The sequence below is a fragment of the Streptomyces sp. NPDC002577 genome (assembly GCF_053594815.1).
On the sequence record NZ_JBSFWK010000050.1, the window covers coordinates 1 to 25,229 of the forward strand.

19 protein-coding genes are annotated in these 25,229 nt (G+C 70.4%); 9 read left to right on the forward strand and 10 right to left on the reverse strand.

The genetic code is table 11. The features are described from left to right. Positions 1-100 precede the first annotated feature (100 nt). Complete coding sequence (locus ACWD4J_RS37175) at positions 101-1,126, reverse strand: Gfo/Idh/MocA family oxidoreductase (RefSeq protein WP_451399946.1); 1,026 nt, start codon at positions 1,124-1,126, stop codon at positions 101-103. Further along, positions 1,123-2,232, reverse strand: coding sequence for a DegT/DnrJ/EryC1/StrS family aminotransferase (locus ACWD4J_RS37180; RefSeq protein ID WP_451399947.1), 1,110 nt, complete (start codon positions 2,230-2,232; stop codon positions 1,123-1,125). The genes ACWD4J_RS37175 and ACWD4J_RS37180 overlap by 4 nt, the downstream gene beginning before the upstream one ends. Positions 2,233-2,497: 265 nt before the next feature. On the opposite strand from ACWD4J_RS37180, the gene ACWD4J_RS37185 reads away from it, so the two are divergent. The 6 genes from ACWD4J_RS37185 to rfbD all read left to right on the forward strand — a co-directional run bounded on the left by ACWD4J_RS37185 (position 2,498) and on the right by rfbD (position 10,978). Continuing rightward, complete coding sequence (locus tag ACWD4J_RS37185; protein ID WP_451399948.1) at positions 2,498-4,165, forward strand: hypothetical protein; 1,668 nt, start codon at positions 2,498-2,500, stop codon at positions 4,163-4,165. Positions 4,166-4,570: 405 nt separating this feature from the next. Next, positions 4,571-6,001 carry an SDR family NAD(P)-dependent oxidoreductase gene (locus tag ACWD4J_RS37190; protein WP_451399949.1) on the forward strand — a complete coding sequence of 477 codons (1,431 nt, stop codon included), beginning with the start codon at positions 4,571-4,573 and terminating at the stop codon, positions 5,999-6,001. Continuing rightward, on the forward strand, positions 5,998-8,022 hold the full coding sequence (locus tag ACWD4J_RS37195; protein WP_451399950.1) for a hypothetical protein: 2,025 nt from the start codon (positions 5,998-6,000) through the stop codon (positions 8,020-8,022). The genes ACWD4J_RS37190 and ACWD4J_RS37195 overlap by 4 nt, the downstream gene beginning before the upstream one ends. 18 nt (positions 8,023-8,040) lie before the next feature. Then, on the forward strand, positions 8,041-9,108 hold the full coding sequence (locus tag ACWD4J_RS37200) for a glucose-1-phosphate thymidylyltransferase (RefSeq protein ID WP_451399951.1): 1,068 nt from the start codon (positions 8,041-8,043) through the stop codon (positions 9,106-9,108). After that, on the forward strand, positions 9,105-10,121 hold the full coding sequence (gene rfbB, locus ACWD4J_RS37205) for a dTDP-glucose 4,6-dehydratase (RefSeq protein WP_451399952.1): 1,017 nt from the start codon (positions 9,105-9,107) through the stop codon (positions 10,119-10,121). Before ACWD4J_RS37200 ends, rfbB begins: the two co-directional genes overlap by 4 nt. Further along, positions 10,118-10,978, forward strand: a complete 861-nt coding sequence (rfbD, locus tag ACWD4J_RS37210; protein WP_451399953.1) for a dTDP-4-dehydrorhamnose reductase — start codon at positions 10,118-10,120, stop codon at positions 10,976-10,978. Before rfbB ends, rfbD begins: the two co-directional genes overlap by 4 nt. A 54-nt stretch (positions 10,979-11,032) precedes the next feature. On the opposite strand, the gene ACWD4J_RS37215 is transcribed toward rfbD, so the two are convergent. The 6 genes from ACWD4J_RS37215 to ACWD4J_RS37240 all read right to left on the reverse strand — a co-directional run bounded on the left by ACWD4J_RS37215 (position 11,033) and on the right by ACWD4J_RS37240 (position 18,749). Continuing rightward, positions 11,033-12,649 carry a glycosyltransferase gene (locus ACWD4J_RS37215; RefSeq protein ID WP_451399954.1) on the reverse strand — a complete coding sequence of 539 codons (1,617 nt, stop codon included), beginning with the start codon at positions 12,647-12,649 and terminating at the stop codon, positions 11,033-11,035. A gap of 66 nt (positions 12,650-12,715) precedes the next feature. After that, on the reverse strand, positions 12,716-14,710 hold the full coding sequence (locus tag ACWD4J_RS37220; RefSeq protein WP_451399955.1) for a glycosyltransferase family 2 protein: 1,995 nt from the start codon (positions 14,708-14,710) through the stop codon (positions 12,716-12,718). Positions 14,711-14,719: 9 nt separating this feature from the next. Further along, complete coding sequence (gene rfbC, locus ACWD4J_RS37225) at positions 14,720-15,328, reverse strand: dTDP-4-dehydrorhamnose 3,5-epimerase (RefSeq protein ID WP_451399956.1); 609 nt, start codon at positions 15,326-15,328, stop codon at positions 14,720-14,722. Positions 15,329-15,465: 137 nt separating this feature from the next. Continuing rightward, entirely contained in the window at positions 15,466-15,840 is a 375-nt protein-coding gene (locus ACWD4J_RS37230) for a hypothetical protein (RefSeq protein ID WP_451399957.1), read from the reverse strand. A 100-nt stretch (positions 15,841-15,940) separates the two neighbouring features. After that, the gene (locus ACWD4J_RS37235; RefSeq protein ID WP_451399958.1) at positions 15,941-17,464 is read right to left on the reverse strand and encodes a methyltransferase domain-containing protein; all 1,524 of its coding nucleotides are present in this window, start codon (positions 17,462-17,464) and stop codon (positions 15,941-15,943) included. 31 nt (positions 17,465-17,495) lie between these two features. Continuing rightward, positions 17,496-18,749 carry a glycosyltransferase 87 family protein gene (locus ACWD4J_RS37240; RefSeq protein ID WP_451399959.1) on the reverse strand — a complete coding sequence of 418 codons (1,254 nt, stop codon included), beginning with the start codon at positions 18,747-18,749 and terminating at the stop codon, positions 17,496-17,498. 310 nt (positions 18,750-19,059) lie between these two features. Between ACWD4J_RS37240 and ACWD4J_RS37245 the strand changes: the two genes are divergently transcribed. After that, entirely contained in the window at positions 19,060-19,866 is an 807-nt protein-coding gene (locus tag ACWD4J_RS37245; protein ID WP_451399960.1) for a class I SAM-dependent methyltransferase, read from the forward strand. Positions 19,867-19,897: 31 nt separating this feature from the next. Further along, positions 19,898-21,484, forward strand: coding sequence for a hypothetical protein (locus ACWD4J_RS37250; protein ID WP_451399961.1), 1,587 nt, complete (start codon positions 19,898-19,900; stop codon positions 21,482-21,484). Between the two features lie 27 nt (positions 21,485-21,511). On the opposite strand, the gene ACWD4J_RS37255 is transcribed toward ACWD4J_RS37250, so the two are convergent. Further along, positions 21,512-21,922: an organic hydroperoxide resistance protein gene (locus ACWD4J_RS37255; protein WP_451399962.1), complete on the reverse strand. Its 411-nt coding sequence runs from the start codon at positions 21,920-21,922 to the stop codon at positions 21,512-21,514. 141 nt (positions 21,923-22,063) lie between these two features. On the opposite strand from ACWD4J_RS37255, the gene ACWD4J_RS37260 reads away from it, so the two are divergent. Beyond that, positions 22,064-22,612 carry a MarR family winged helix-turn-helix transcriptional regulator gene (locus tag ACWD4J_RS37260; RefSeq protein ID WP_451399963.1) on the forward strand — a complete coding sequence of 183 codons (549 nt, stop codon included), beginning with the start codon at positions 22,064-22,066 and terminating at the stop codon, positions 22,610-22,612. Between the two features lie 38 nt (positions 22,613-22,650). Here ACWD4J_RS37260 and ACWD4J_RS37265 read toward each other — a convergent pair whose 3' ends face one another. Beyond that, entirely contained in the window at positions 22,651-24,507 is a 1,857-nt protein-coding gene (locus tag ACWD4J_RS37265) for a glycosyltransferase family 39 protein (RefSeq protein ID WP_451399987.1), read from the reverse strand. Positions 24,508-25,229: the final 722 nt, after the last annotated feature.

Sequence of the window (25,229 nt, forward strand, 5' to 3'; positions counted from 1 at the left end):
AGTTGCACTCGCGTCACGCAAGAAGATCTACCGGCCCAGGCCCCTCCGCGAGGGCGGATCGCGCAGATTGATCACGACTCGATACGCGCCCTAGTACTCCTCAGTTCCTCAGCATGGCGGGTTGCGTGCTCTGCATGGGCACGCACACCCGCTGTCGCGCGGCGGCGAGAACCTCCTCCGCGATCTCGACGGTCCTGAGCCCCTGGCCGAGCGTGACGATGTCCGTGGTCTTGCCGTCCACGGCGTCGCGGAACCGTTCGTGCTCGATGAGCAGCGGCTCCCGCTTGGGGATGGACCAGCGGATCATGTCGCCCTCGGACACCCCGCGGAAGGCGCGCAGCGCTTCCCACTCCGTGGCCACGGCACCGTTGGCGTAGAGCGTGAGGTCGGCGGTGAGGGTGTCAGCGACGAAGCAGCCGCGGTCTCCCGTGACGGCGACGAACCGCTCCTTCAGCGGGCTGAGCCAGTTGACGAGATGGCTGACCATGGTGCCGTCGGCGAGTTCACCGATGACCGCGACCATGTCCTCGTGCGGATGGCGGCTCTTGGAGACGGTGCGGGCCGCCACCGACGCGTAGTCGGAGCCCGTCACCCACCTGGTGAGATCGATGTCGTGGGTCGCCAGGTCCTGCACCACGCCCACATCGGCGATGCGCTCCGGGAAGGGTCCCTGCCGCCGCGTGACGACCTGGAAGACCTCGCCGAGTTCGCCCGCCTCCAGACGCGAGCGCATGTTCTGCAGCGCGGGGTTGAAGCGCTCGATGTGCCCGACACCGGCGACCAGACCGGCCCGGTCGAAGGCTTCGACGAGCCGCCGGGCCGCGGTCACGGAGTGCGCGAGCGGCTTCTCGATCAGCGCGCACACACCGTACTCGGCCAAGAGCAGACCCACCTCGTCGTGCAGCACCGTGGGGCAGGCGACCACTCCGTAGTCGAGGCCGAGGGCAAGCAGCTCGGGCAGGGTCGCGACGACCGGGATGCCCCGTGCCGCGCCCGCGGGGTCGCCCGCGGGGTCCATCACCCCGACCAGTTCCACACCGTCGAGCTGCGACAGCACACGCGCATGGTGGCGCCCCATCGCGCCCAGTCCGATGAGCCCGGCCCGCAGCGGCTTCCCGTGGGTCATCGCAGCGCCGCCAGGGAGTTCACGGCGTTCACGATCCGGTCGAGTTCGCTCGGGGTGAGCAGCGGATGGACGGGGAGTGACAGGACTTCGGAACTGGCCCGGTCCGTCTCCGGCAGGTCGGGCGCGTCGGGGCCCGCATACAGCGCGTACGGCTTGAGCCGGTGGATGGGCGTCGGGTAGTAGACGGCGCTGCCCACCCCGCGCACGGCCAGCTCCCGCTGGACGGCGTCCCGCGCCTCGTGGGAGACGCGCACGGTGTACTGGTGGTAGACGTGCCGGGCCCCGTCGGCGACGTACGGCACGGGCAGGGCGGAGATCCCGGAGTCCAGCAGCTCGGCGTTGGCCCGCCGCCGCTCGGTCCACTCGGGCAGCTGCGCCAGCTGGACACGGCCGACGGCGGCGGCCACGTCGGTCATCCGCATGTTTGCGCCGACGATCTCGTTCGCGTACCGCTCCTCCATGCCCTGGTTGCGCAACAGCCGGAGTCTGCGGGCGAGTTCGGGATCGGATGTCGCGACGAGACCGCCCTCGAGGGTGTGCATGTTCTTGGTCGGATAGAAGCTGAAGCATCCCGCGGTGCCGAAACCGCCGACGGGCCGGCCGTGCAATTGGGCGCCGTGGGCCTGGCAGGCGTCCTCCAGGACGGCGAGTCCGTGCCGCTCGGCGAGGGCCAGCAGCCGGTCCATGGCGGCCGGGTGCCCGTAGAGGTGCACGGGCATCAGGGCCGCGGTCCTCGGTCCGACCGCGGCGGCAGCCGCATCGGGGGCGAGGCAGTAGGTGGCGGGGTCGATGTCCGCGAACACCGGCGTCGCACCGACCAGGCGTACGGCGTTCGCGGTGGCGGCGAACGAGAACGAGGGCACCACGACCTCGTCGCCGGGCCCGATCCCCAGAGCCATGAGACTGAGCTGGAGCGCGGAGGTGCCGGAGTTCACCGCGACGCACTCACGGCCGGCGACCAGGCGCGCGAACTCCCGCTCGAAGGCGGCCACTTCGGGGCCCTGGACCACATGCCCGCTGCGCAGGACCCGGACGGCGGCCTCGATCTCAGGTGATCCGATCACCGGACGAGCGGTCGGGATGAGTTCACCGGCCAGGGCACCCATGGACACTCTCCTTCAGGGAACGGACAAGTCGCCTTGCCCCTGACTCCGATGACTGAAGAACTCCGTTGACCCAGGAGAGTTTTCGGCCGGAATCAACCTCCATCCCCATGGATGACCGGTGCGATGAACGCCCGGCGTCGCCCTCCGCTGACGCCCCGCCCGTTCGAGGCACAACAAAGTGACCGCATGCCCGCCGGGCAGGTTGAGCCGGAGTCAACCGACGGTCCGTAGCAAGGAAGATGACGCTGCGTTGAGAATCACCCGCGTGGCCGCGCCGGCCCTGCTGGCCACCGTGGCCGCCGCCCTCGCCTTCGTGTTCGTCCGGTACACCGTCGACGACGCCTTCATCTCCTGGCGCTACGGGCAGAACCTCGTCGAGGCGGGGGTGTGGAACTGGAACCCCACGGATCACGTGCGGGTCGAGGCCTACACCAACCCGCTCTACACGGCGCTGTCCGTCGTGCCCGCGCTGCTGCGCATCCCGGTGGAGCTCTTCTTCAAGGTGGTGGGCCTGGCACTGCTCGCGGGCCATGTTCTGGTGGTGCGCCGGCTGGACGTGCCGTATCCCCAGCGCCTTGCGCTGTGGGCGTTCGCGCTTCTCAACCCTGTCTTCTTCGTCCATCTCTTCAGCGGCCTGGAGACCGTCTCCTTCGCGCTGCTGACCGCCCTGGCGTTCGGCCTCGTGTACGTACGGGGATCACTCGGGCGATGGGGCCATCTCACCTGCCTGGCGCTCGCACTGACCCGGCCCGAGGGCATGGCACTGGCGGCGGCGGCGCAGCTGTGGAATCTCGCGGTGCGTCCGACCCGGCGCGATCTGTACGCCGCGTCGGCGCTCGGTGTCGCGCTGGCCGGTTACTGGGCGGCGCGCGCCTGGTACTTCGGGCGATTCTTCCCGAATCCGTTCTACGAGAAGTCCGTGGGCCACGGAAGCTGGATCGACGGCGCCCTGACCGGGGGCGCTGCCCTGTGGGCGCTGCTGCTCGGCGGTGCGGCCTGCCTCGCCGCCGCCGTGCTCGCCGTGGCCCTGCTCCGCCGCACCGCTGCCGGGCGACTGCGCGACGCCACTCCCCTGGTGCTCGCGGTATGCGCCGCCGTGATCCACATCGGCCTGTACCAGCATTCCGTCCTGGCCATGAACTATGCCGACCGGTTCTCGTTCCAGATCCTGTTCCCGGTCGCGCTGGTAGCGCTCGCACGGCCGCTGGACTCTGCTGCCGCACCCTGGTCACTGACCGCCACGGCCGTGGCCGCGGGCACTGAGCTCACCTTCGAGTGGCAGCCCTGGCTCGCCGTCACGGCGGGCGCGGTCGCCCTGTGCGCGGTGTACACGGCGGTACGGAGGCGACGCGCGGCGGCGTACACCGTGGTCGGGGTCGCCATGGCCGCGGTGGCGGTCCTGCTGGTCTCGGACACCCCACCGCGCCAGCTGGCAGCCATCGCCGCGTACCGCCATCGCCTCTCGTACGCCCACGAAGCGCTCGGCCGCGCGATGGCCGACGATCCGGATCTCCGGGGCACAGTGGCCATCGGGGACGCCGGGATCACCCCGTTCTGCCTCGGCCGCTCACGCGACGTCTACGACCTGCTCGGCCTTGCCGACCCCTACCTTCGCCGCACCGCCCTGCCGGCCCGCCTCATGAAGCGCGTGCAGTTGGTGGTGGCGCTCGGCACCCCGAACGACCCGAAGGGCTTCCGTTTCACCACCCCGACCTCTCGGCCCCTGCTCCAGCGCGCCTACGCCACGGGCTTCGTGTCGGCCGGAAAGCTCCGGTTCACCGAGCGGCAGTGGCAGGACGTGCTCGTGCGTCCGGGAACCCGCGCGCCGGCGCTCTCGGCCATGGCTCGGCGCGCACAACGGGAGAACCTCCGCCCGGACACGGCCGTCCTCCGCGATCACCTGCTGGATTTCCCGTTCCTGTCCCAGTGCTAGGTCCTGTCGGCCTGTCCCGGCGGCGCAGGAGAAGTCGCGCCGTGGAGGGTCCGGGGTCCGCGCCGAAGATCACGGCGCCGCCGGGGCGCCGGGCTTCCCCCCGAATGGCTCATCCGGCGTAACCCCCTCACCCTATCGGTCGTTTCAGTGCCATATGCCGCTTACAACCTATGGATGCACCTTGCCTCGGTTCAGCGCGATCATCCCCGACAGGCCCAGAAGAAACGTTTCTTTAGGTCGGTCACGTACGCCCGAAGAGTCGGTCATCGACATCTCCGCGCCCGGCGCCGGGCGCGGCACCGCGGTCCGTCGCTCGCCACTCGCCACTCCTCGAGCCGTGAGCCATGAGCCGTGAGCCGGCAGCCCGGGTCGGCCACTTACCCACGGAAGGATCACGTACCCCGCATGCCACGCATCCGTACCACCGCCGTCGTCCTCGCCGGAGGCACAGGCCAGCGCGTGGGCCTCGCCGTCCCCAAACAGTTCCTCAAGATCGCGGGGCGATCCATCCTCGAGCACACCCTCGGCATCTTCGAGGAGGCTCCGGGCGTGGACGACGTCCTGCTGATGATGGCGCCCGGATACGTGGGACGTGCCGAGGAAATCGTCGTGAAGAAACGATTCACCAAGGTCAGTTGCGTTCTGGACGGCGGCGGCACACGCAACGAGACCACCGAACGCGCCATCGGCTTTTTGACGGCCCGACTGCACGGGGGGCAGGACCAGAAGGTCCTCTTCCACGACGCCGTACGTCCGCTGCTCTCGCAGCGCATCATCGCCGACTGCATCGCGGCCCTCGACTCCCACGACGCCGTCGACGTGGCCATCCCCACCGCCGACACCATCATCGTCACGCGCACGCACGGCGCGGACGGCGAGTACATCACCGACATCCCCGACCGCAGCCGGCTGCGGCGCGGCCAGACGCCCCAGGCCTTCAGGCTGTCGACGATCCGCAGGGCGTACGAGATCGCCTCCGCCGACCCGTCCTTCCGCGCCACCGACGACTGCTCCGTCGTCCTCAACTACCTGCCCCACGTGCCCGTTCACGTGGTGCCCGGCGATGCGCACAACATGAAGGTGACCGAACCCGTCGACATCCACCTCGCCGACAAGCTCTTCCAGCTCTCCTCGCACACCGTGCCGCCCCAGAGCGGGGAAGACGACTACCGCCGGCTCCTCGCGGGCAAGTCGCTGGTCGTCTTCGGGGGTTCGTACGGAATCGGCGCGGACATCGCCGCGCTCGCTGAGCGGTACGGGGCCACGGTGTTCGCGCACGGGCGGAGCACCACCGGTGTGCATGTCGAGAACACCGAACAGGTCGGGAAGGCGCTGGCGGAGGCGCACGCGGTGGCCGGCCGGATCGACTACGTCGTCGTCACGGCCGCCGTTCTGCGCGTCGGCCGGCTCAGCGAGTGCCCGGAGGACCGCATCCGCGAGGCTCTCGAGGTCAACTACCTGGCGCCGGTGCAGATCGCCAAGGCCGCGCACCGGTATCTCGCCGCCAGCCGCGGCCAGCTGCTGCTCTACACCTCCAGCAGCTACACGCGCGGGCGCGCCGAGTACAGCCTCTACTCGTCCTCCAAGGCGGCCATGGTCAACCTCGCCCAGGCGCTGGCCGACGAGTGGGCGGCCGACGGCGTCCGCGTCAACTGCGTCAACCCGGAGCGGACCCGCACACCGATGAGGGTGCGGGCCTTCGGGAACGAGCCGGCCGACTCGCTTCTGACGTCGGAGGCGGTCGCGCGTACGTCGATCGACGTGCTGCTGTCCGCGCGCACCGGCCAGGTCGTCGACGTCCGCCTCGAGTCGCCCGTGAGGAGCGCCGCCAGATGATCTCGAAGGTCCTCTCCGATCGCCCCGTTTCCGCTGTCGCCTTCCTGCTGTGCTGGCCCACGCTCGCCGTGGCCGCCGCGCTCGGCAACCCGTGGCTCTTCGGGTGTGCCGCGGCGGCCGGTTATGCCGCCGATGTGCGCCTCGGCAATGCCGACACCTGGCTCTTCCGAGTGGCGCGCGCCGGCCGCCTCGGCGTGACGATGCGCTTCGTCGTCCGCCAGCTGCTGCTGCTGGTGCTCCTCGCGCGCGTGGAGGCCCCCGTCCTGCTGGCGGCCACCACCTTCGCCCTCTTCTACTTCCTGCAGGTACCGCAGAGCCTGCTCCTGGCGCGGATCAAACGCGCTCGCCGGCTCCCCGTGCTGACCCGGAACATCGACCTCGGCGCCCTGCACATCCCGGACACTCCCTCGCCGCTGCTCACGGTCCGCGGCTACGAGAAGATCATGCACGCGGACGTACCGGCCGTCGCGGGAATCCTCGTATGGATCGCGACGCAGAACATGACGGCGGCGACGGTGGGCTGTGCCGCGACGCTCACGCTGGTCCTCACCTACGTCGTCGCGCTGTTCCCGGTCTGTCTGGAGGCCGGCAGGACATCCGGTGAGGGGCTGGTCCTGCAGCACGCGGACCGCTGGCTCAGGGACCACCGGCCCACGGTGGTCCTGTACTTCTCCGGCATGAAGTCCTCCGCCTACCAGATCGACATGTGGCTGAAGACGCTGGAGGCGCTGGACGCCCGCCCGTTGGTGCTCCTGCGGGAACGGCACATGCTCGCCGATCTCGCTCCCACCACGGTCCCGGTGATGTGCGTGTCCAACGCCAACCACGTGATGAACTTCGACTTCTCCTCCGTGCGCGTGGTGCTCTACGCGGCCAACGTCGGGCCGAACATCCATATGCTCCGCATCCCGACCGCCAAGCACGTGTTCATCGGCCACGGTGACAGCGACAAGCAGGCGTCGGTCAACCCGTTCGCCAAGGTCTACGACGAGGTGTGGACGGCCGGCCGCGCGGGGCGCGACCGCTGGGCGGCGGCGGACGTCGGCGTACGGGACGAGGCGGTCGTCGAGGTCGGACGGCCCCAACTGGCCCCGGTCCGAAGAGCGGAGGAGAGCCCGGTCTCGCCGCTGACGGTGCTGTACGCGCCGACCTGGGAGAGCTGGGAGCCCGTGCCGGGAGTCACCTCGATCACCGAGTCGGGCGAGCTGATCGTCAAGGCCCTGCTCTCCGCGCCGGTCGAGGTGCGTGTGCTGTACAAGCCGCACCCCTACACCGGCGTCCGGGATCCGCGAGCGAAGCGGGCGCACGAACGCATCGTGGCCCTGCTCGAGGCGGCCAACGCCGCCCGGGGCGCCGACCCCGTCGATCCTGCTCTGACCGCCGAGCGCGCCCGGGTCGAGGCACGGTGGCGGGCGGCCCTGGCACAGGGCCGGCCGCGGGCGGACGAGGCGGAACGTGCCCGTGACGCCCTGCTGACGCCGGCCGTGGCTGGTGCCCTCGACCGGCTCGCGGCCCGCCGGGAGTCGCTGTTCTGGGCCGCTCACCCGCCGAGCCGGCACGTGGTGATCGACGCGAAAGGCCCGCATCTGTACTCCTGCTTCAACCAGTGCGACCTGCTCGTCTCCGACATCTCCAGCGTCGTCTCCGACTTCGTCGCGAGCGGAAAGCCGTACGCCATCGTCGACGGAGCCGAGCTGGGCGAGCAGGAGTTCCGCCGCCGGTACACGGCGGCTCTGGGCGCGTTCGTCCTCACCCCGGACGCGGCAGGCCTGCACGACGTGCTGCTGATCGCGGCAGGCAAGGAACACGACACGATGCGGGAGACCCGTGCGGATCTCAAGAATTATCTGCTCGGTCCCGACGAGCCGGATTCGATGACGCGTTTCAACAGGGCGGTACGGCGTCTCGTCCACGCGGCGGATTCCATCGAGGCACCGGTGGCGACGGTCGTACCGCAGCAACCGCCCGCCGAGGAACCCGCAAAGACCACGTCCAGCGCAACCAATTCACGGAGCCGTTGACCAGTTATGCGCCACGCCATGAAAGCACTTGTCCTGGCCGGAGGTTCGGGAACCCGGCTCCGTCCGATCACCCACACCTCGGCCAAACAGCTGGTGCCGGTAGCGAACAAGCCCGTCCTCTTCTACGGGCTCGAATCCCTCGCCGAGGCCGGCATCACCGATGTGGGCATCGTCGTCGGCGAGACGTCCGGCGAGATTCGCGAGGCGGTCGGTGACGGCTCGCGGTTCGGGATCCGGGTGACCTACATCCACCAGGTACGCCCGCTCGGCCTGGCCCACGCCGTGCTGATCTCCCGGGACTTCCTCGGCGACGACGACTTCGTCATGTATCTCGGTGACAACTTCATCGTGGGCGGCATCACGCACATCGTCGACGAATTCCGAAAGGAGCGGCCCGACGCCCAGATCATGCTGACGCCCGTCAGCGATCCGTCGGCCTTCGGCGTCGCCGAGCTCGACATCTCCGGCAATGTCGTCGCCCTGGAGGAGAAACCTCTTCACCCCAAAAGCGATCTGGCGCTCGTCGGCGTCTACCTTTTCACGCCGCTGGTCCACGAGGCAGTGCGCTCCATTCAGCCGTCGTCGCGCGGCGAGTTGGAGATCACACATGCCATTCAGTGGCTCATCGAGAACGGGAAGAACGTCCGCTCGACCACCATCACCGGTTATTGGAAAGACACCGGGAATGTCACGGACATGCTCGAGGTGAACCGCTCGGTGCTGGAAGTCCTCCAGCCGGAGCTGGCCGGGGACGTCGACGCCGAAAGTGAGATCATCGGCCGGGTGCGTATCGAGAAAGGGGCCCAGGTGCGGCGCTCCCGCATTGTCGGTCCCGCCGTCATCGGCGCGGACGCCACCGTCACGGAGTCGTATGTCGGCCCTTTCACCTCCATCGCCGCCGGCTGCTCCGTCGACGACAGCGAGATCGAGTACTCGATCGTCCTGACCGGTGCGTCCGTGCGCGGCGTCCGCCGCATCGAGGCGTCGCTCATCGGCCGCCAGGTCGACGTGACCCCCGCCCCGCGCGTGCCCGCCGCCCACCGATTCGTGCTCGGCGACCACAGCAAGGTGCAGATTTGCTCATGACGACCTCGACGACCCCGACGCCCACGAAGATCCTGGTGACAGGCGGTGCCGGCTTCATCGGCTCGCACTACGTCCGCGCCCTCCTCGGCCCCGGCGGCCCCGCGGACGTCAGGATCACGGTCCTGGACGCCCTCACCTACGCGGGCAACCCGGCCAATCTCGACCCGGTCCGGGGCCACCCCGGCTTCACGTTCGTGCACGGCGACATCTGCGACGCCGATCTCGTACGGAAGCTGGTCGGCGAGCACGACGAGATCGTGCACTTCGCCGCCGAATCGCATGTCGACCGGTCGATCCTCAGCGGCGGCGCATTCGTCCGTACGAACGTCCTCGGCACCCAGATCCTCCTGGACGCCGCCCTGCAGGGCGCCCTGCGGCGCTTCGTGCACGTCTCCACGGACGAGGTGTACGGGTCGCTGGAGTCCGGCTCCTGGACGGAGGAGGAGCCGCTCGCGCCGAACTCCCCGTACTCGGCCTCCAAGGCGTCGAGCGATCTGCTGGCCCTGGCGTACCACCGCACGCACGGGCTCGACGTCCGCGTCACCCGCTGCTCGAACAACTACGGGCACCACCAGTTCCCCGAGAAGGTCATCCCTCTCTTCATCACCAACCTCCTGGACGGGCGGAAGGTCCCCCTCTACGGGGACGGGCTCAACGTCCGCGACTGGCTGCACATCGACGACCACGTCCAGGGCATCGAGCTCGTCCGCACCGGCGGCCGCCCCGGCGAGGTCTACAACATCGGCGGCGGGACGGAGCTCTGCAACCGCGAGCTCACCGATCGCCTGCTCGCCGCGTGCGGCGCCGGCTGGGACATGGTCGAGTACGTCGAGGACCGCAAGGGCCACGACCGCCGCTACTCGGTCGACTGCACCAAGATCCGTACGGAGCTCGGGTACCGGCCGCGGAAGGACTTCGCCCAGGGCCTGGCCGAGACGGTCGCCTGGTACCGCGACAACCGCGCCTGGTGGGAGCCCCTCAAGGCGCGCGCGTTTGTCGGGGCTCAGCGATGAAGTGGCTGGTGACGGGCGCCGGCGGCATGCTGGGCCGCGAGGTCGCCGCGCTGCTGGCAGCGGAGGGCGCGCTGCTGGCCGCCCGCACCCGGCGCGACCTGGACATCACCGACCCCGTGCAGGTCCGCCACGCGGTCAAGGCCCTGGCGCCGGACATCGTCGTCAACTGCGCGGCCTGGACGGCGGTCGACGACGCCGAGTCCCGGGAGGCGGAGGCCCACCGGGTCAACGCCGACGGCCCGCAGCTGCTCGCCGAGACATGCCGGGAGTACGGCGCGCGCCTGCTCCATGTCTCGACGGACTACGTGTTCCCCGGTGACGCGACCGTCCCATACGCGGAAAACGCCCCTACGGGCCCGCGCACCGCCTACGGCCGTACCAAGCTGGCGGGCGAGGAGGCCGTGCTGGGCGTGCTGCCCGAGCGTGCGGCCGTGGTGCGCACCGCCTGGCTGTACGGCGCCCACGGCCCCAGCTTCGTCCGCACGATGCTCCGCCTGGAGCGCGAGCGCGACACGGTCGACGTCGTCGACGACCAGGTGGGGCAGCCGACGTGGGCGCGCGATGTCGCCGAACGGCTCGTCTGGCTGGGCACGCGCCCCGAAGCGGCCGGCGTCTTCCACGGCACCAGCTCGGGAGAGGCCACCTGGTACGACCTCGCACGCGAGGTCTTCCGCCTCGCCGGTGCCGATCCGTCACGCGTCCGCCCCACCGACAGCACCGCCTACGTCCGCCCGGCGCCGCGCCCGGCCTTCAGCGTGCTGGGGCACGGGCGCTGGGCGGAAGCAGGGCTCGAGCCGCCGCGCGACTGGCGGGCGGCGCTCAGCCGCGCGCTCCCCCTGCTGCGCCCGGCAGCCTGAGTCGGCCCTGCCCGTCCTCCGGGCAGGGCCGCCCCCGGTGTCATCGCCGTCCGTTCACCGCCGAACGTAACGCAGTGCCTTCCCGAGCGGCCGCCGGACGGGTGCCGGAACACGCCGCCTCAGCGGGACCCGTCCCGGAACAGCACTCAGCTGGTGGTAGAACTCACCGACATCGATGGCGAGTTGGCGGGCCGCCGTCCAGTACGGGATGACCGCGCGGGACGGCGTGCCCAGCTGCACCGCCCGTCCGGCCAGCGGCTCGCTCTTCCCGTCGCCGCGCAGCGCCGCACTGCGTCCGAGCCCGAGGACCTGGAAGAACGCTGAGACGTCGTGCACGCCCCGGTCGAGGGGGCCGCCGCCGGCGGCGGTGAGCGGATCGATCCACATCGTCCCGGACACCACGGCCTTCTTCCGGCCGCGTCCCGCGTTCTCGAGCCGGACGTCGAAGCCGGAGTCGGGATACCAGCCGATGTGCTGCCCGCGGTGGGAGAGCCGGATCTCCCCGTACGCGGCGTTCAGGAGGTCGCCGACCTCCCACTCCTGCGCGCCGGGGATTCCCTCGGTCAGCACCGGATCGAGCAGCAGGCGTCCCTGGCGCTCCAGGAGGGTCAGCGGTGTGCCGTCGGCATGGACGAGGTGCAGCCGCACGGGGGCCATGAGGGCCCCTTGGTGCCAGCGGGGCCTGCCGAGCTCGGCGCGCGGCGCCACCTGCTTGGTGCGGCCGGCCAGGAGGCGCAGCGCGTCGAGACGCCCCTGCTCCAGCAGGTGCGCCCTGAGCCGCGCCACCGCGGGAAGCCCGTCACGGACGGACGGGGGGAACTCCTCGAGCACGAGCTTGCGCACGGCCTCGTAGCGCTCCTCGATCTGACGGTGGCCGCTCAGTACGAAGGGCTCGCTCACCTGGCGGAGGACCTCCACCCGGTACGTACGGCGGAGCATCTTGTCCTGCACGGGTCCGGGCGGCGTGTGGGCCTTGACGGTCTGGACGACCTTCCGCAGACAGCCGAAGTACTCGTCGACGACGAGCTCTCTGCTGCTCGTGTTCCTGCCGTCCTCGCGCCGCATCCAGTAGTAGCAGGGGTAGTCGCCCACGACCGAGACGCATTTCGCCACGGAATAGGCGTGGGCCATGAAGAGCTGGTCCTCGAGCCGGCAGCGGCCCTCGGGGAACCTGATCTCGTTCTCGAGGAGGAACGCGCGCCGGAACATCTTGTGGGGGGTCAGGCTCTCGAACAGCTCGTGGTCCTCGACGGTGCACTTGTCGATGGTGCGGGCGAAGACGTTGCTGGGTCCCGCCATGGTGCCCGCCGTCTTGCCGAGGACGATGTCGGATCCGTTGCGCTTGCCGAGTGCGTGGAGCCGTTCCAGCGCCTCGAGGCCCAGTTCGTCGTCCTGGTCGACGAACTGCACGTACTCGCCGCGGCTCATCCGCACACCGACGTTCCTCGGCTTGCCCGGCCAGCCGGAGTTCTCCTGGTGGTGGACGCGCACATGGGGGTGTCGGGCCGCGAGCCGGTCGAGGCGTTCAGCCGAGTCGTCGGTGGAGCCGTCGTCGACGTAGACGACCTCGTAGGCGTCCTGCCCGATGCTCTGCCGAAGAAGCGTTTCCGCACACTTCTCGACAAAGGGGCCGGCGTTGTAGACGGGCACGACGACGCTGACTTTGAGCATGGGGAGACCTCGTGGTGGATGGTGTGGTGGAACGGCCCCGCGATATGCGGCAGCGAATTGCGGCATTCAGCGGGCGGTGAGCCGCTGCGCCTTGCGCATCGCCCGCCGGAGCAGACCGGGCCGCGGCTTCCGGGGAGGCGGTACGGGATGCTGGGCGGCACCTTCGTGGGGGCGGCGCAGGGACAGCGCACCCGCGGGGCCGACGGTCAGGACGAGGGGAAGCCTGGTGCGGCTCTCCGGTTCGGCACACGGGCTCAGCTCCAGGCGCCAGGTCCCCTCGGTCAGTTCCAGGTCCGAGAGCCCGGCGCGCAGCACCGAACCGGGGCCGCCTTCGGCGGCGGCCACCACCGCGCGGGCGCTCACCGTGCGCTCCGCGCCCCCGTTCTCGGACAGATGGAGCAGTGCCTCGGTCTCATCGGTGACGTGGACCGGCAGTTGCGCCATCAGGTCCGAGCCGTCCACGCGCACCTCCCGGACGCCGAGGTCCGCGAGGTCGTACCCGAAGCGCGAGGTCGCCTGGCCGACGTCCAGCGACAGATTGCCGTGGGGTTCGGTCCAGTACGGCAGGACGAGCCGCGCGGGCTCGCCGAGGAAGGCGGCGCGGCGGCCGGCCCCGGCGGCCTCGCTGCGCACAGCGCCCAGACGCGTCTCCTTGGTCCAGCCGCTGACGTGGACGCGCACGAAGACGTCCCAGATGCCGCGCGCCAGGGGTGCCCCGCCTGCCGCGGACTGGGGGTCGATCGTGACTGTCGCGCGCAGCACCAGCCGGAACCGGTCCGTCTCCGGGACGTCCAGGCGCTCCCTGGTGAACTCGACCGGCTGGTAGAATTCGGCGGCCGTGGAGCGTTCCCGTACCACCAGATCGATCTTCGCCTTGCCGGTACGGGCCGACATGTCGGCGTCCTGCAGCGCCGCGACGTCCCTGCCCGCGGTCTCGATCGGGATGTCGAGCAGCCCTTCCTCACTCCCTCTTTCGCCCGTGCCGAGGAAGGTCATCGGCTGCCTGCCGACGTGCATCTCGCCGGTCAGGCCGAGGCGCAGCGTGCCGCCCTCCCACTCGAGGCCGGTCAGCTCGGCGCCCGGCCCGATGTCCTTCTCCCACCGCGCGAGCGCCTCGATGTCCGGGTAGCGGTCCGCCTTGATCAGCGCGCCGACGACCTGCTGCGTTGGCAGCATCCCGGTCATGACGCCGGGTCCGAAGCGCTCCACGGCCACCTCGTGGATCTCGCGGAACATCTCGTGCCGGTACTCCTCCGGCCAGGCGAGCAGCCGCCCGCCGCGCATCCGCTCGATCATCTCGTTGCGGAACCAGCGGCGGTACAACTTGTCGCGCAGCGGCCCGGGTTCGGTGTACTTCTCGACGATGTCGAGGGCTTCGCGCAGATTGCGGAAGTAGCCCACCGGGTCGATGCGCTGGAAACCGGCGTTGGAGGCGTCCTCGCGCTTGACGTGGTAGTAGCAGACGTAGTCGCTCAGGACGGCGACGCTGCCCGCGGTGAGATAGGCCTCGGTGACGAAGACGTGGTCCTCGAGCCGCCGCCGCCCCTCCGGGAAACGCAGCCCGCGCTCGTCCAGGAACGACCGGCGGAACATCTTGTGCGGGGTCAGGCTGTCGATCAGCGGCGCGTTCATGACGTCGGCCCGGGGCCGGTTCACGCGGAACAGTTCGAGCGGTACGGGACGGCCCTTGCCGGCCATCTTCCCGATGACGACGTCCGCTTCGTGCTCGACGCCGTACGCGTACATCCGCTCGAGCGCCTCGTCCCCCAGCCAGTCGTCGTTGTCGACGAACATGACGAACTCGCCGCGCGCGGCCTCGATGCCCAGGTTGCGCGGCTTGCCCGACCATCCGGAGTTCTCCTGGTGGACGACGAGCATGTGCGGGTGCTGTGCGGCGAGTTCGTCGAGGCGGTCCGGCGTCTCGTCCGTCGAGCCGTCGTCCACGAAGATCGCTTCGTACTCGTCGTCCGGGAGGCTCTGCCGTAACAGCGAGGCGATGCAGTCCTCGATGTACGGGCCGGGGTTGTAGACCGGGACGACGACGCTGACCTTGACCGTCATGGTGCGGCCTCACTCCCCGACCAGTGCGGGGCTGTGGCCCGCATACATCGCCAGGCAGTCCTCGTAGCGCGGCAGCAGCCCGTCCCGCTCCGCCTCGGCGAGGGTGGGCGCGTCGGCGTCCTTGTCGGAGAGAAGGGGTTCGAACTCCTTGGGCCAGGCGATGCCGAGCTGCTCGTCGAGCGGGTGGACGCCGTGCTCGCGACTCGGCGTGTACGGGGTCGAGCAGAGGTACACCACCGTCGCCTCGTCGCTCAGCGCCATGAAGGCGTGGCCGAGGCCCTCGGCGATGAACAGGCTGCGATGGTCCACGTCGTCGAGGCGTACCGCCTCCCACCGCCCGTACGTGGGGGAGCCGACGCGGATGTCGACGACCACGTCGAGCACCGCCCCGCGCACGCACTTGACGTACTTGGCCTGGCTGGGCGGGACATCGGCGTAGTGGATGCCGCGCAGCACGCCCCTGCGCGAGACCGAGCAGTTGGCCTGGGCGAGGCTCAGGGCCCGCCCCGCGCCCGCACGGAAGGGGCCTTCCTTGAACCACTCGTGGAAGGCGCCGCGCTCGTCCGGGAACACCCGGGGCTCCCACGCCCACGCACCCTCGATCGTCAGTGGACGCATCGGAGCGAACCTCTCATTTCGACATATTGGTCACTATGTACAACTACTGAGACCGCGAGAGGTTGCGGGGCGGCCGACGCCCGGACAGAACGTTTCTCCTCAGCTCTGCCGCCCCGCCTCAGCCCTGCTGTGCCACCTCAGCCCGGCTGCCCCGCCATGACCGTGATGAGGCCCAGTACGACCATGACGGATCCCGCCCAGGTCCACAGAGACGTCCGCTCGTGCAGCACGGTGGAGCTCACCAGCACGATCAGCAGATATCCCAGGGCGTTGAACGGATAGGCGATGGAGAGCGGCACCCGGGCCAGGGTCGACATCCAGGCCACCGCCGAAACGGCGAACACCGTCAGGCCGAGCACCACCCACAGGCTGGTCGCGGCGTGCACGGCGACGGATCCGCCCCTGTTCGCGGCGCCGGACGCCGCCGCCCGCATGCCGTGCTTGAGCAGGATCTGCCCGGCCGCCGACGAGAAGACGGCGAAGAGCAGCAGCGCCAGGCTCGGAAGGGTCAAGAGCTTTCTCCTGATCGGTGGTTCGGTCCCGGCTCCGGAGCCGGATCCCGTCCGAAGCCGGGTCCGGGCCTCGGGTACGGAAACGGATGCGGACGCCGCCTCAGACCCCGGCCTGCTGGTGCGTGTCGGCAGGGGAGAACTGGCGGTTGAGGAGGTCTTGGACATCGATGTGCTCCCCCGCGATGATCGTCTGGGCCGCATGCGGGGTGAGCGATGCGACGTACTGATAGCCGAAGACGGTCGGCCTGACGCGGGTCAGCAGCCGGGACACCGCGCCGAGTGTCCAGGCGACGGGCCCTTTGCCGAGAACGGACCAGAAGGGTGCGCCCGTCGCGGAGACGTCGAGGACGTCGTACCCCGCCGCCCTGACCGTCCGGCGCAGGCTGCCGCGAGTGAAGAAGCGCAGATGCGTTTCATCAAGGATGCCGCGGCGGTCGTAGTCGAAAAGTCCGAGCGCGACGCGCAGCCGGGAGTACCAGTGGCCGAAGTTGGGCACGGACACCAGCACCTGTCCGCCGGGCCGCAGTACGTCCCTGACCTGGCAGAGCAGTTGCTCGGGCCGGGAGAGATGCTCGATGACGTCACCGGCGACGACGTAGTCGTAGCCCTCGCCGATGTCCTCCGGCAGCCCCTCTTCCAGATCGGCCAGTACGAACCGTGAGCACCGTTGGCGTACGCCCGGGACCTCGATGTAGTCGACGCCCGTCACCGCGTGCCCGAGCGCTGCGAGGCGCTCCGCGAACAGCCCGCCGGAGCAGCCGAGGTCGAGGACCCGGCCCGGCGGCAGCTCCCGCATCTTCTCGAGGATGACCGAGTGCGAGGAGCCGTCGCCCTCCTTGAAGGCGTACTCGGCGGGCTTCGGAATCCACGGGCAGGTGCCGAAACCTTTCAGCGCGAGCCGGTACTCGAGGACGTCCTTCATGACGTCCTTGGCGTAGCGCATCCCGTTGACGTAGCAGATCTCGTCGCCGTAGTAGGTGGGGATGGGGATCTCCTTGATCCGCATTCCCGCGTGGAGCAGCTGGACGATGATCTGGGTGTCGAAGTCGAAGTCGTCGGTGTTCCGGTCGACGGGCAGCCTGCGCAGCGCGTCGACGCTGTAGGCGCGGTAACCGGAGTGGAACTCGGTGAGGTCCGACCCGAGCAGCCGGTTCTCACAGCGGGTCAGGATGCGGTTGCCGAGCCACTTGTACATCGGCATACCGCCCTTGAGGGCCGCCTTGGAGTTCATCATCCGCGACCCGAACACGGCCTCGCATTCGCCGCGTTCAATGGGCGCGACCATCTCAGGCAGCAGCTCGGGGGCGTACTGGCCGTCGCCGTGCAGCAGCACGACGATGTCCAGGCCTCGCTCCATGGCCAGTGCGTAGCCGGCCTTCTGGTTTCCGCCGTATCCGAGGTTCTTGGTGTGCCGCATGACGACACTCCTGGGTCTGCCCTCGAGCTGCGACCAGCGGCAACCGGCAGTGAAGGTCTGATCTTGGCTGGCGTCGTCGAGAATGAGGATCTCGGCGATCCGCGACCTGAAGTCGGCCGGAATGCGGTCGAGAGTCTTCTCCAGGGTCGACTCGGCGTTGTACGCGACGACCAGGATGCCGATCCTGGGAGTCGGGTTTTGCGTCACGGGTGATTCCCCATCTTCACTTCGGTTAGTTTCATTTGGCCAAGTAATCGGCGTATTTGGAGGCTCTTGGAGAACGGGGTGCGGCGCCCCTCGGCAGCACGCGGAGATGGCCGGCGTCCACGACCCATGGCCGGGCGAAGAGCTTGTACATGCCGCTGGCGATCCCCACCGCCAGGACGGCCCAGCCGAAAGCGGCGACCAGCAGAGTCGTTTCGGTCCATCTCGTCGCGAACGGTCCCGTGTACACGAGGTAGGCCACGGCTCCGAGGACCGCGTTGTACGCCAGCCCTTCCCACAGGCCGACCGCGCACAGGGCTGCCGCGGGCCAGGACAGGTACTGGATGGCGGAGCCCGTGGAGAGCAGCAGGAGGAGCGCCAGGGTCAGCCCCACCACTGCGGGAGCCTCCGCCGGCCGCCGCCAGGCGAGCCAGACCCCGACCGCCACGCAGAGCAGCACGAAGAGCACGTGTCCCGGGCCCCGGGCGAAGGCGATGGCGCCCGGCATGTCCAGCCAGTCGGCGAACCTGACGATGCCCCAGAGGTGCCAGCGGCCCCCGTTGTAGTCGATGACGTGCTCCTTGAGCGCTCCTGGAACCGTCAGCACGGAAGGTCCCCAGACAAGCGCCGTGAGCCCGGTGAGCCCGGCACAGAAGCGCACGAACACGGGCCGTCCGGCGCGAGCGGCCACGACGAGCAGCACCGGAATCGCCACGACCGGAACGAACTTGATGCCTACGGCGACCGCTGCGGCCAGCCCCGCCGCCACGGGCCGCTTCCTGTCCGCCAGCAGATGGGCCGCGGCGAGCGCGAACATCACCGCCACCGGGTCGTTGTTTCCGTGGTGGCCCGAGATGGCGATCAGTAGCGGGCTCAACGCCACCACACACGCACAGGCCGTCGCAGTCTGTACCCGGGCGCGCCGTCGGACGATCTCGAACACGAGCACAGTGGCGACCGCGTCGGCCAGGGTCGCCGGCAGGCGAACAAGTTCGGGGAAGGGAATGCCCAGCGCTTCGAGTCTGTGCATGCCGAGCAGCATCCAGCCGGTCAGCGGTGGATGGTTGTAGAGCGGAAGCCCCGGCAGCGGCTGCTCATAGATGCGAACGGGGCCGAATTCAGCGACGGCCTTGGAGAATCCGTGGAAGATTCGGACGTCGGCCGTCCCCGGCGTTGCGATGAGGAGATACAGCCTGAGGACCAGCCCCGTCACCACCGCCCCGCCGACGACCAATCGCGCTCTCCGCAGACCGGTGAAATCCGATACCTCTCGCACAATCACGCCCATGGACGAGGAACGTAGCATCGGATGCCGTAATGAAAGCGCCCCGACGCTCTACCGATAAACACACTTAAACCGCCTGCGAGTTCACTGAAGTGCGACCCGGCTGGCGCATCCGCCGCATTGCGGTAGGCAAATAACTTTCGGAATCACCCGGAAGGCGCACAGACCCCGTAATCCGGTTGCCCCGCCGTCGTTCTCCGGCTGACTGCCCGCTTTTCTGTCTCACGAGCGACCGGAAGAACGTACGGCCTGAAGGACGTACGACCTGGCGGGCCTGAAGGAACCTCGGACCGGCGAAAGTGAGTTGACCTTCATGACCACGCAGACCGCACAGAGAACACCCCGCAGCCTCAGCGAGGTGCCCGGCTGGTTCCGCGCGATCGACCAGGATCTGTTCCGCGTTCTGCTGGAGGCAACCGAATCCACGCCGGGCGACCTCCTCGAGATGGGCTGCTACCTCGGAAAGAGCGCGATCCTGCTGGGAGAGCATCTGCGCGAGGGCGAGACGTTCACGGTGTGCGACCTGTTCGGCGTCGAGACGCACGGCCTGTACAGCCGCCGGGACACCCTGGCCTTCTACCGGCAGACCCTGACGCGTGACGCCTTCGAGGCCAACTACCTCGCCTTCCACGAGAATCTGCCGGCCATCGTGCACGGCAGGACGACCGCGCTCGCGTCCCGGATCGGGCCGGGAAGCTGCCGTTTCGTGCACGTCGACGCCTCACGCACATACGAGGACATGAGCGGCGACATCAACATGGCCCGAGGCGCCCTGCGCAGGGACGGCGTCGTCGCGATCGACGACTACCGCACCGAACATGTGCCCGGGGTGGCCGCCGCCGTCTGGGAGGCGGTCTTCACCAAGGGGCTCCGGCCGGTGTGCCTGTCGGCGGCCAAGTTGTACGCGACATGGGGCGAACCGGAGCCGTTCCAGCACGCCCTGCGCGCCTGGGCCGCGGACCGGGTGGACCGGGTGGTGGTCGACGAGAAGATCGACGGGGACCCGGTGCTCCGCGTGCTCAACACGCTTCCCGGACCGAGCGGGGCCCGCCGCCTCGCACTCGACCTGCTGCCCCCGGTGGTGTCGCGGGCGCTGGTCCGTCCGAAGACGGTCCGCTGAGGCGGCGCCGCGTAGTCGCCCGGCTTTCGCGGTGACCACGGCAACGGCCGAACGGCGTGCCGCTCGCGGCGCCACCGCCCCACGGCGCAGCGACGGCCGCACGCGGCGGCCGAGCCCGTACCTCGTCGTCGGCGGGCTGTTCTGGCTGGTCATGTCGGTGGCGTACTGGCGGGTCCCGATGTGCTGCGACTTCGGGCAGCACGCGGCCGTCGTGGAACGCCTCAAGGCGAACCTGCTGCATCCGGCGCACCCCATGGCGGACCTGCCGGGCGCGGGCAGCCCCTACTACTCCCCGTACGCCGTCCTGCAAGCGGTGTTCGCGAAGGCGACCGGCCTCGCGGGCCGGGATGTCGTGAAGCTGACGGGTCCGGTGAACCTGCTCGTCCTGCTCGGGGGCATCGGGCGGTTCGTGCGCGTTCTGACGCCCCGCCCGTGGGCGCCCGTGGCGGCGCTGGGCGCGATGGTTCTCCTGTGGGGCACTCACCGGGCCTGGTGGAGCGGCTACCTCGGCCTGCTGTCGATGACGGGCAACCTCGCGTACCCGTCCACGTTCGCCATCGGGCTCGCTTTCCTGGCCTGGGCATGGGCGGGTTCACTCGCCGAGCGCTCCGGCTCTTTCTGGCGGTATGCGGGACTCGGCGCCCTGTGCGGGCTGATCCTGCTGATCCATCCGATCACGTCGGTGGGCGCGGTGACGGGGGTGGTGGCGTTCGCGTTCGCGTCGTCTTCCCGGGAGCATCGCGGGGGTCATGGGCGCCGGGTGCCCTGGGAGTGGGCGGTCACCGTGGCGACGGCCGCCGCTGTGGCGGCGAGCTGGCCGTACTTCGGCGTCTTCTCCCTGATCGGGGACCACAGCGTGGACTCGATCCACCATCGCCTGTACACGCAGATGCCGCAGAAGTTCTGGCTGGCCGGCATCGGCCTGCCGGCCCTCTGGCTCCGGTGGCGCCGCAACCGCCGGGACCCGCTGGTGATGATGTTCGCCCTCGAGTGCGGGGTCGTCGCGTACGGCTGGGTCAGCGGCCACTACACGTACGGCCGCATCCTCGGCCTGACGCTGGTGCCGCTGCAGTTCGCGCTGGCCGTGGAGGTGTCCGCGCCGCGGCCGTGGCCGCGCTGGCGGCGGGCCCTCGCCACCGTGGCGGGCGTCGGCGCCTGCGTCGGATTCCTCTCGGCCCAGGCCGGGGCGGTCGTACCGCGCCGGTTCGACCCGGTGGGCTTCGACCGCCCGCCGTCCTGGCCCACGTACGAGTGGGCGGCGCGGCACATCCTGCCGGGAGATGTCGTCCTGACGGACGGTTACCGGGCGGTGCGCTCGCTCCCGGCCTACGGACCGAATCTCGTCGCCCCGGCCTGGCCCGATCCCGCCCTGGACGAGCGGGAGAGAGCCAGGCGCAGGGCTGCCGTCCGCACCTATCTGGCACCCGCGTCGACCCGCGCGGAGCGCGCCGCCATCGTGCGCCGGTACCACGTGCGGTGGCTGCTGCTCACGGAGGGGCAGCGGGTGCCGGGCGATGCGGTGGTGGTGGTCGTCGCGCGGAATCCGCGGACGGGGGAGGTCCTGGCGCGGGTCGGCGCGTGTGTGCCCGGGCCGGACCGAGGCGGCGCGGTGGGCTGATCAGGTGAGCCGGCTGTACTACCCCGCCTACTCGACGACGAGCTCGACGGGGATGTTGCCGCGGGTCGCCTTGGAGTAGGGGCAGACCTGGTGGGCCTGCTTGACGAGCAGCTCGCCCGTCTCGCCGGCGAGGGCGTCGGGGAGCTCGACGCGCAGAGTGACGGCGAGCCCGAAACTCGTCTCGTCCTTGCCGATGCCGACCTCGGCCGTCACCGACACGTCGCTCGTGTCGACCTTCGCCTGACGGCCGACCAGGCCGAGGGCGCTGGCGAAGCACGCGGCGTAGCCCGCGGCGAAGAGCTGCTCGGGGTTGGTGCCCTGGCCGCTGCCGCCGAGGGCCGGCGGCATGGCGAGCGGCAGGTCCAGCTGGCCGTCGGAGCTGACGGCACGGCCCTCTCGGCCGTTGGCGGTGGCGACGGCGGTGTACAGCGCGTCCATCAGAACCATCCCTCTGTCTGTCCGGGGTCTGTCCGGTGTGCGGTGTCCCGGCGGCCTCGGCAGGCCGCCTTACGACGACAACTACAGCACACAATTCAGTTGTGCACAACTGAATGGCTCGCCTTGGACTATCCTGGGTGCATGACCAAGACGCCGATCTCCGCTTCCAAGGGGGTTCTGCAGGGGCTGCCCGCCAGGGCCGAGACCCTGGGAGACCTGTCCGACGTGCCCGACGAGGATCTCCTCCGTCTGGACCGGCAGATCTGCTTCTCCCTGAACGCCGCCTCGCGGGCCTTCAACAGCGTCTACCGCGTGGTGCTCAAGGAGTTGGGCCTCACCTATCCGCAGTACCTGGTGATGCTGGTGCTGTGGGAGCACGGCGAGCTGCCCGTGAAGCGGCTGGGCGAGTATCTGCGACTCGACTCCGGGACTCTGTCGCCGCTGCTGAAGCGGCTCGAGGCGGCCGGTCTCGTACGGCGTGAGCGCAGCGCCGAGGACGAGCGGTCCGTCCGTGTGGACCTCACCGAGGCAGGCGCCGACCTGCGCGAACAGGCCCTGGTGGTGCCGCGCCGGATCGCCGCGGCCACGGGTTTCGACCTCGGCGAGATCCGCGACCTCCGGGCCCGCCTGGACCGCCTCACGCTGGCGCTGGACGCGGCGGCGCTGGAGGGCGTTCCGTTCTGCGATTGACGTCGACGGCCTGGTGACGGCGACAGGGGCGCCTGGTCCTACGGGGCCATCGGCTGCTGCGCCGACGGCTGCGGATAGACGGGGCCTGCCGGGGCCGCCGGCCGCCTGACGTACAGCAGCAGCACGCCACCCGGCCGCTTGAACTGAGCCTGCGGCATGAATCCCTGTTGCAGAGCGACGACTTTGGCCTGCTCCGTGAGGCTCTTCGGGTGCCACCCGGGCCGCATCGCGGTGGACTCGGCGAGCACCCACACGTGGTCCAGCAAGGTCAGCCTGTGCCAGACCTGCTCCGGGCCCTCCTCCACCCCGTAGAGGGTGCCCGAGTCCCGTCCGCGTGTCTTCAGGGCCACGTCGTAGATCCCTCGGAAGCCTTGCGGGTACGCCTCGGCGGTGCGTCGGCCCGCCGACGGCACGAACAGCACCGGGTCGCCGGGCCTCAGCAGCCGCGCCACGACCGCCGCCATGGCCGCCGGGTCGTCCGGCCGGTGTCCGGTGGCCCGGTCCTGCCGGTGCTGCGGCAGCTGCCAGCAGAAGCAGGCGACCACGGCAAGGACACCGACGACGGCGCCTGCGCCGGCGCGGTCCGTGACTCGGGTGGGTGCTCCGCCTCGGGTGGCTGTTCTGCCTCGGGTGGCTGTGCGAGCGGTCGTGGTCCTGTAGCCGTTCCGGGTCGTCTTCCCGTTCCGGGTCGTCTTGCCGTTCCTTGTGGTCGCTCCGCCCCGCCATGTGGCGGTCCTGTCGTGCGCTCGGGAGCGCGTCCTCATCACGTGGCCCGCATACGACACGACCCGCTCCGCACCGGCGGCGGCAAGCAGGGGCGCGCCCGCCAGCGCGAACAGGACGTACCGCGAGTCGTACAGCGGCCAGTACTGGGAGACGGCGAACAGGACGACGGGCGGCAGCAGGACCAGGGGCAGGGCCACCGCGTTCAGCGACAGGCCGCCGCAGCGAGCCGGAGACCTACGGGCGGCCGTGCCACCTGCGCGAGCGGACGGTACGCGTGGGGCCGCCACGCCCTCGTGGGCCGGCTGCACACGCGAAGCTGTCGCGGCCTCGCCCGCGCGGCCCGGCGGCACAGGCGAGGCCGCGCCGCCCCTGCGGGCCGGTGCCGCGCCCCTGGCCGCGTGTCCTCCACCGGCCCGCGGCAGCGGCGCCCGCAGGGCGACTGCGGCGAGCAGGAGGTGGATGGCGAGGACGAGTTGGTCGGGGCCCGCGAAGGCGCGCAGCAGGTGCTCCGCGTCGGCCCCGTCGGGCGCCGTGAGCCACGCGACCTGACCGGACTGGCCGACCGAGACCAGCACCAGCGGCAGCAGCGCCAGTACGGCGGCCGCCGCGGCACACGCCCAGCCGTACCACACGCGTCGCGGCACCCGGGAGACGAGCAGCGTCACGGCGTGCGCGAGGAGCAGCAGGATCGACAGTTCGTGCAGCAGGGCGGTGACCGCGACGACGGCGCCGTAGGCGCACCACCGGCCCACGCGCGCGTGGGCGGCGTCCTGTACCGCGCGCACCAGGATCAGCGTCGCCAGGGCGGCTCCGGCGGAGACCATGGCGTACGAGCGGCCCTCCTGCGCGTAGTAGCCGGCCATCGGCGTGGCCGCGTAGAGCAGGCCCGCCCACAGGCCGACACGCGGGCGTGCCAGACGGGCACCGATGGCGGCGACGAGACCAGCCGTGACGGCGGCCGCGCAGACGGAGGGCAGCCGCAGGGCGAACTCGCCGGGGGCGCCGCCGAGGAGGAAGTGCATGAGCAGGTAGTAGAGGCCGTGCACCGCGTCCGCGTTGTGCAGCAGTTGCCAGATCTGCGGCAGGGAACGCTGGGCGACCTCGAACGTGACCTCTTCGTCGCGCCACATCGTGCCGCGCTCGAGCCCCCACAGGCCCACGCCGAACATGGCGAGGGCCGGGAGCAGCACGAGGCCGAGGCGCCGGAGCGTGTCGCTGCTCAGGACTGCGGCGCGGCTCGTCGTACCGCCCCCCGGGCGGGCCGCTCGCGGAGCGGTACGACGCCGGGGGCCGGCGCCCTTTGCGGTGACTCCTGAGGTGGCGGCTCGTGAGGTGGCAGCGCGTGAGGAGGCATCTCGTGAGGAGCCAGCTCGCGAGGAGGCGACTTGCCCGGCAGAGACTCGTGGGGCCGTGGTCCGCTGCCCTGTCCGCCCTGCTGCCGCTTGCGAGGCACCGCTTTCGGCGCCCTGTGGGGCGGTGCCCCGCGGGGTGGCGGCTTGCGGCGGCGCGGCTTGGCGCGCGGCGGCTTGCAGCGGCGCGGCGACCCGCGGCGTCACAGCGTGCGGCGCGGCGGCTGCCTGCTCCCTCGGTTGCGGCGACGAACCCCCTCCGCTGCGCGTCTCGACCGTCGCGTCCCCGCAGGCCTTGCGCCTGGACTTGCGCCGAGACCGCCCACCGGGCGGCCTCCCGCCCGCGAGCCGCTCCTCCGGGACCTCCGGGCACCCTTCCGACTGCACGGACGGCCGGCGGACCCACCACCGCCGCTCCAGCCGCACAGGAAGCGGGACCGGGAAGGGCCTCGTGTCGGGGAAGGGTCTCGCGTCGGGGAGCTCCTTGCGAGACGTGGTCGCTTGTGCAGACATGATCCAGATTTTGTGCTATTAGCCCACCT

Coding starts and splice junctions, on each gene's coding strand:
- ACWD4J_RS37175 (WP_451399946.1), bottom strand. CDS start 1,126: ATGACCCACGGGAAGCCGCTGCGGGCCGGGCTCATCGGACTGGGCGCG.
- ACWD4J_RS37180 (WP_451399947.1), bottom strand. CDS start 2,232: ATGGGTGCCCTGGCCGGTGAACTCATCCCGACCGCTCGTCCGGTGATC.
- ACWD4J_RS37190 (WP_451399949.1), top strand. CDS start 4,571: ATGCCACGCATCCGTACCACCGCCGTCGTCCTCGCCGGAGGCACAGGC.
- ACWD4J_RS37195 (WP_451399950.1), top strand. CDS start 5,998: ATGATCTCGAAGGTCCTCTCCGATCGCCCCGTTTCCGCTGTCGCCTTC.
- ACWD4J_RS37200 (WP_451399951.1), top strand. CDS start 8,041: ATGAAAGCACTTGTCCTGGCCGGAGGTTCGGGAACCCGGCTCCGTCCG.
- rfbB (WP_451399952.1), top strand. CDS start 9,105: ATGACGACCTCGACGACCCCGACGCCCACGAAGATCCTGGTGACAGGC.
- rfbD (WP_451399953.1), top strand. CDS start 10,118: ATGAAGTGGCTGGTGACGGGCGCCGGCGGCATGCTGGGCCGCGAGGTC.
- ACWD4J_RS37215 (WP_451399954.1), bottom strand. CDS start 12,649: ATGCTCAAAGTCAGCGTCGTCGTGCCCGTCTACAACGCCGGCCCCTTT.
- ACWD4J_RS37220 (WP_451399955.1), bottom strand. CDS start 14,710: ATGACGGTCAAGGTCAGCGTCGTCGTCCCGGTCTACAACCCCGGCCCG.
- rfbC (WP_451399956.1), bottom strand. CDS start 15,328: ATGCGTCCACTGACGATCGAGGGTGCGTGGGCGTGGGAGCCCCGGGTG.
- ACWD4J_RS37240 (WP_451399959.1), bottom strand. CDS start 18,749: ATGGGCGTGATTGTGCGAGAGGTATCGGATTTCACCGGTCTGCGGAGA.
- ACWD4J_RS37245 (WP_451399960.1), top strand. CDS start 19,060: ATGACCACGCAGACCGCACAGAGAACACCCCGCAGCCTCAGCGAGGTG.
- ACWD4J_RS37255 (WP_451399962.1), bottom strand. CDS start 21,922: ATGGACGCGCTGTACACCGCCGTCGCCACCGCCAACGGCCGAGAGGGC.
- ACWD4J_RS37260 (WP_451399963.1), top strand. CDS start 22,064: ATGACCAAGACGCCGATCTCCGCTTCCAAGGGGGTTCTGCAGGGGCTG.
- ACWD4J_RS37265 (WP_451399987.1), bottom strand. CDS start 24,507: ATGTTCGGCGTGGGCCTGTGGGGGCTCGAGCGCGGCACGATGTGGCGC.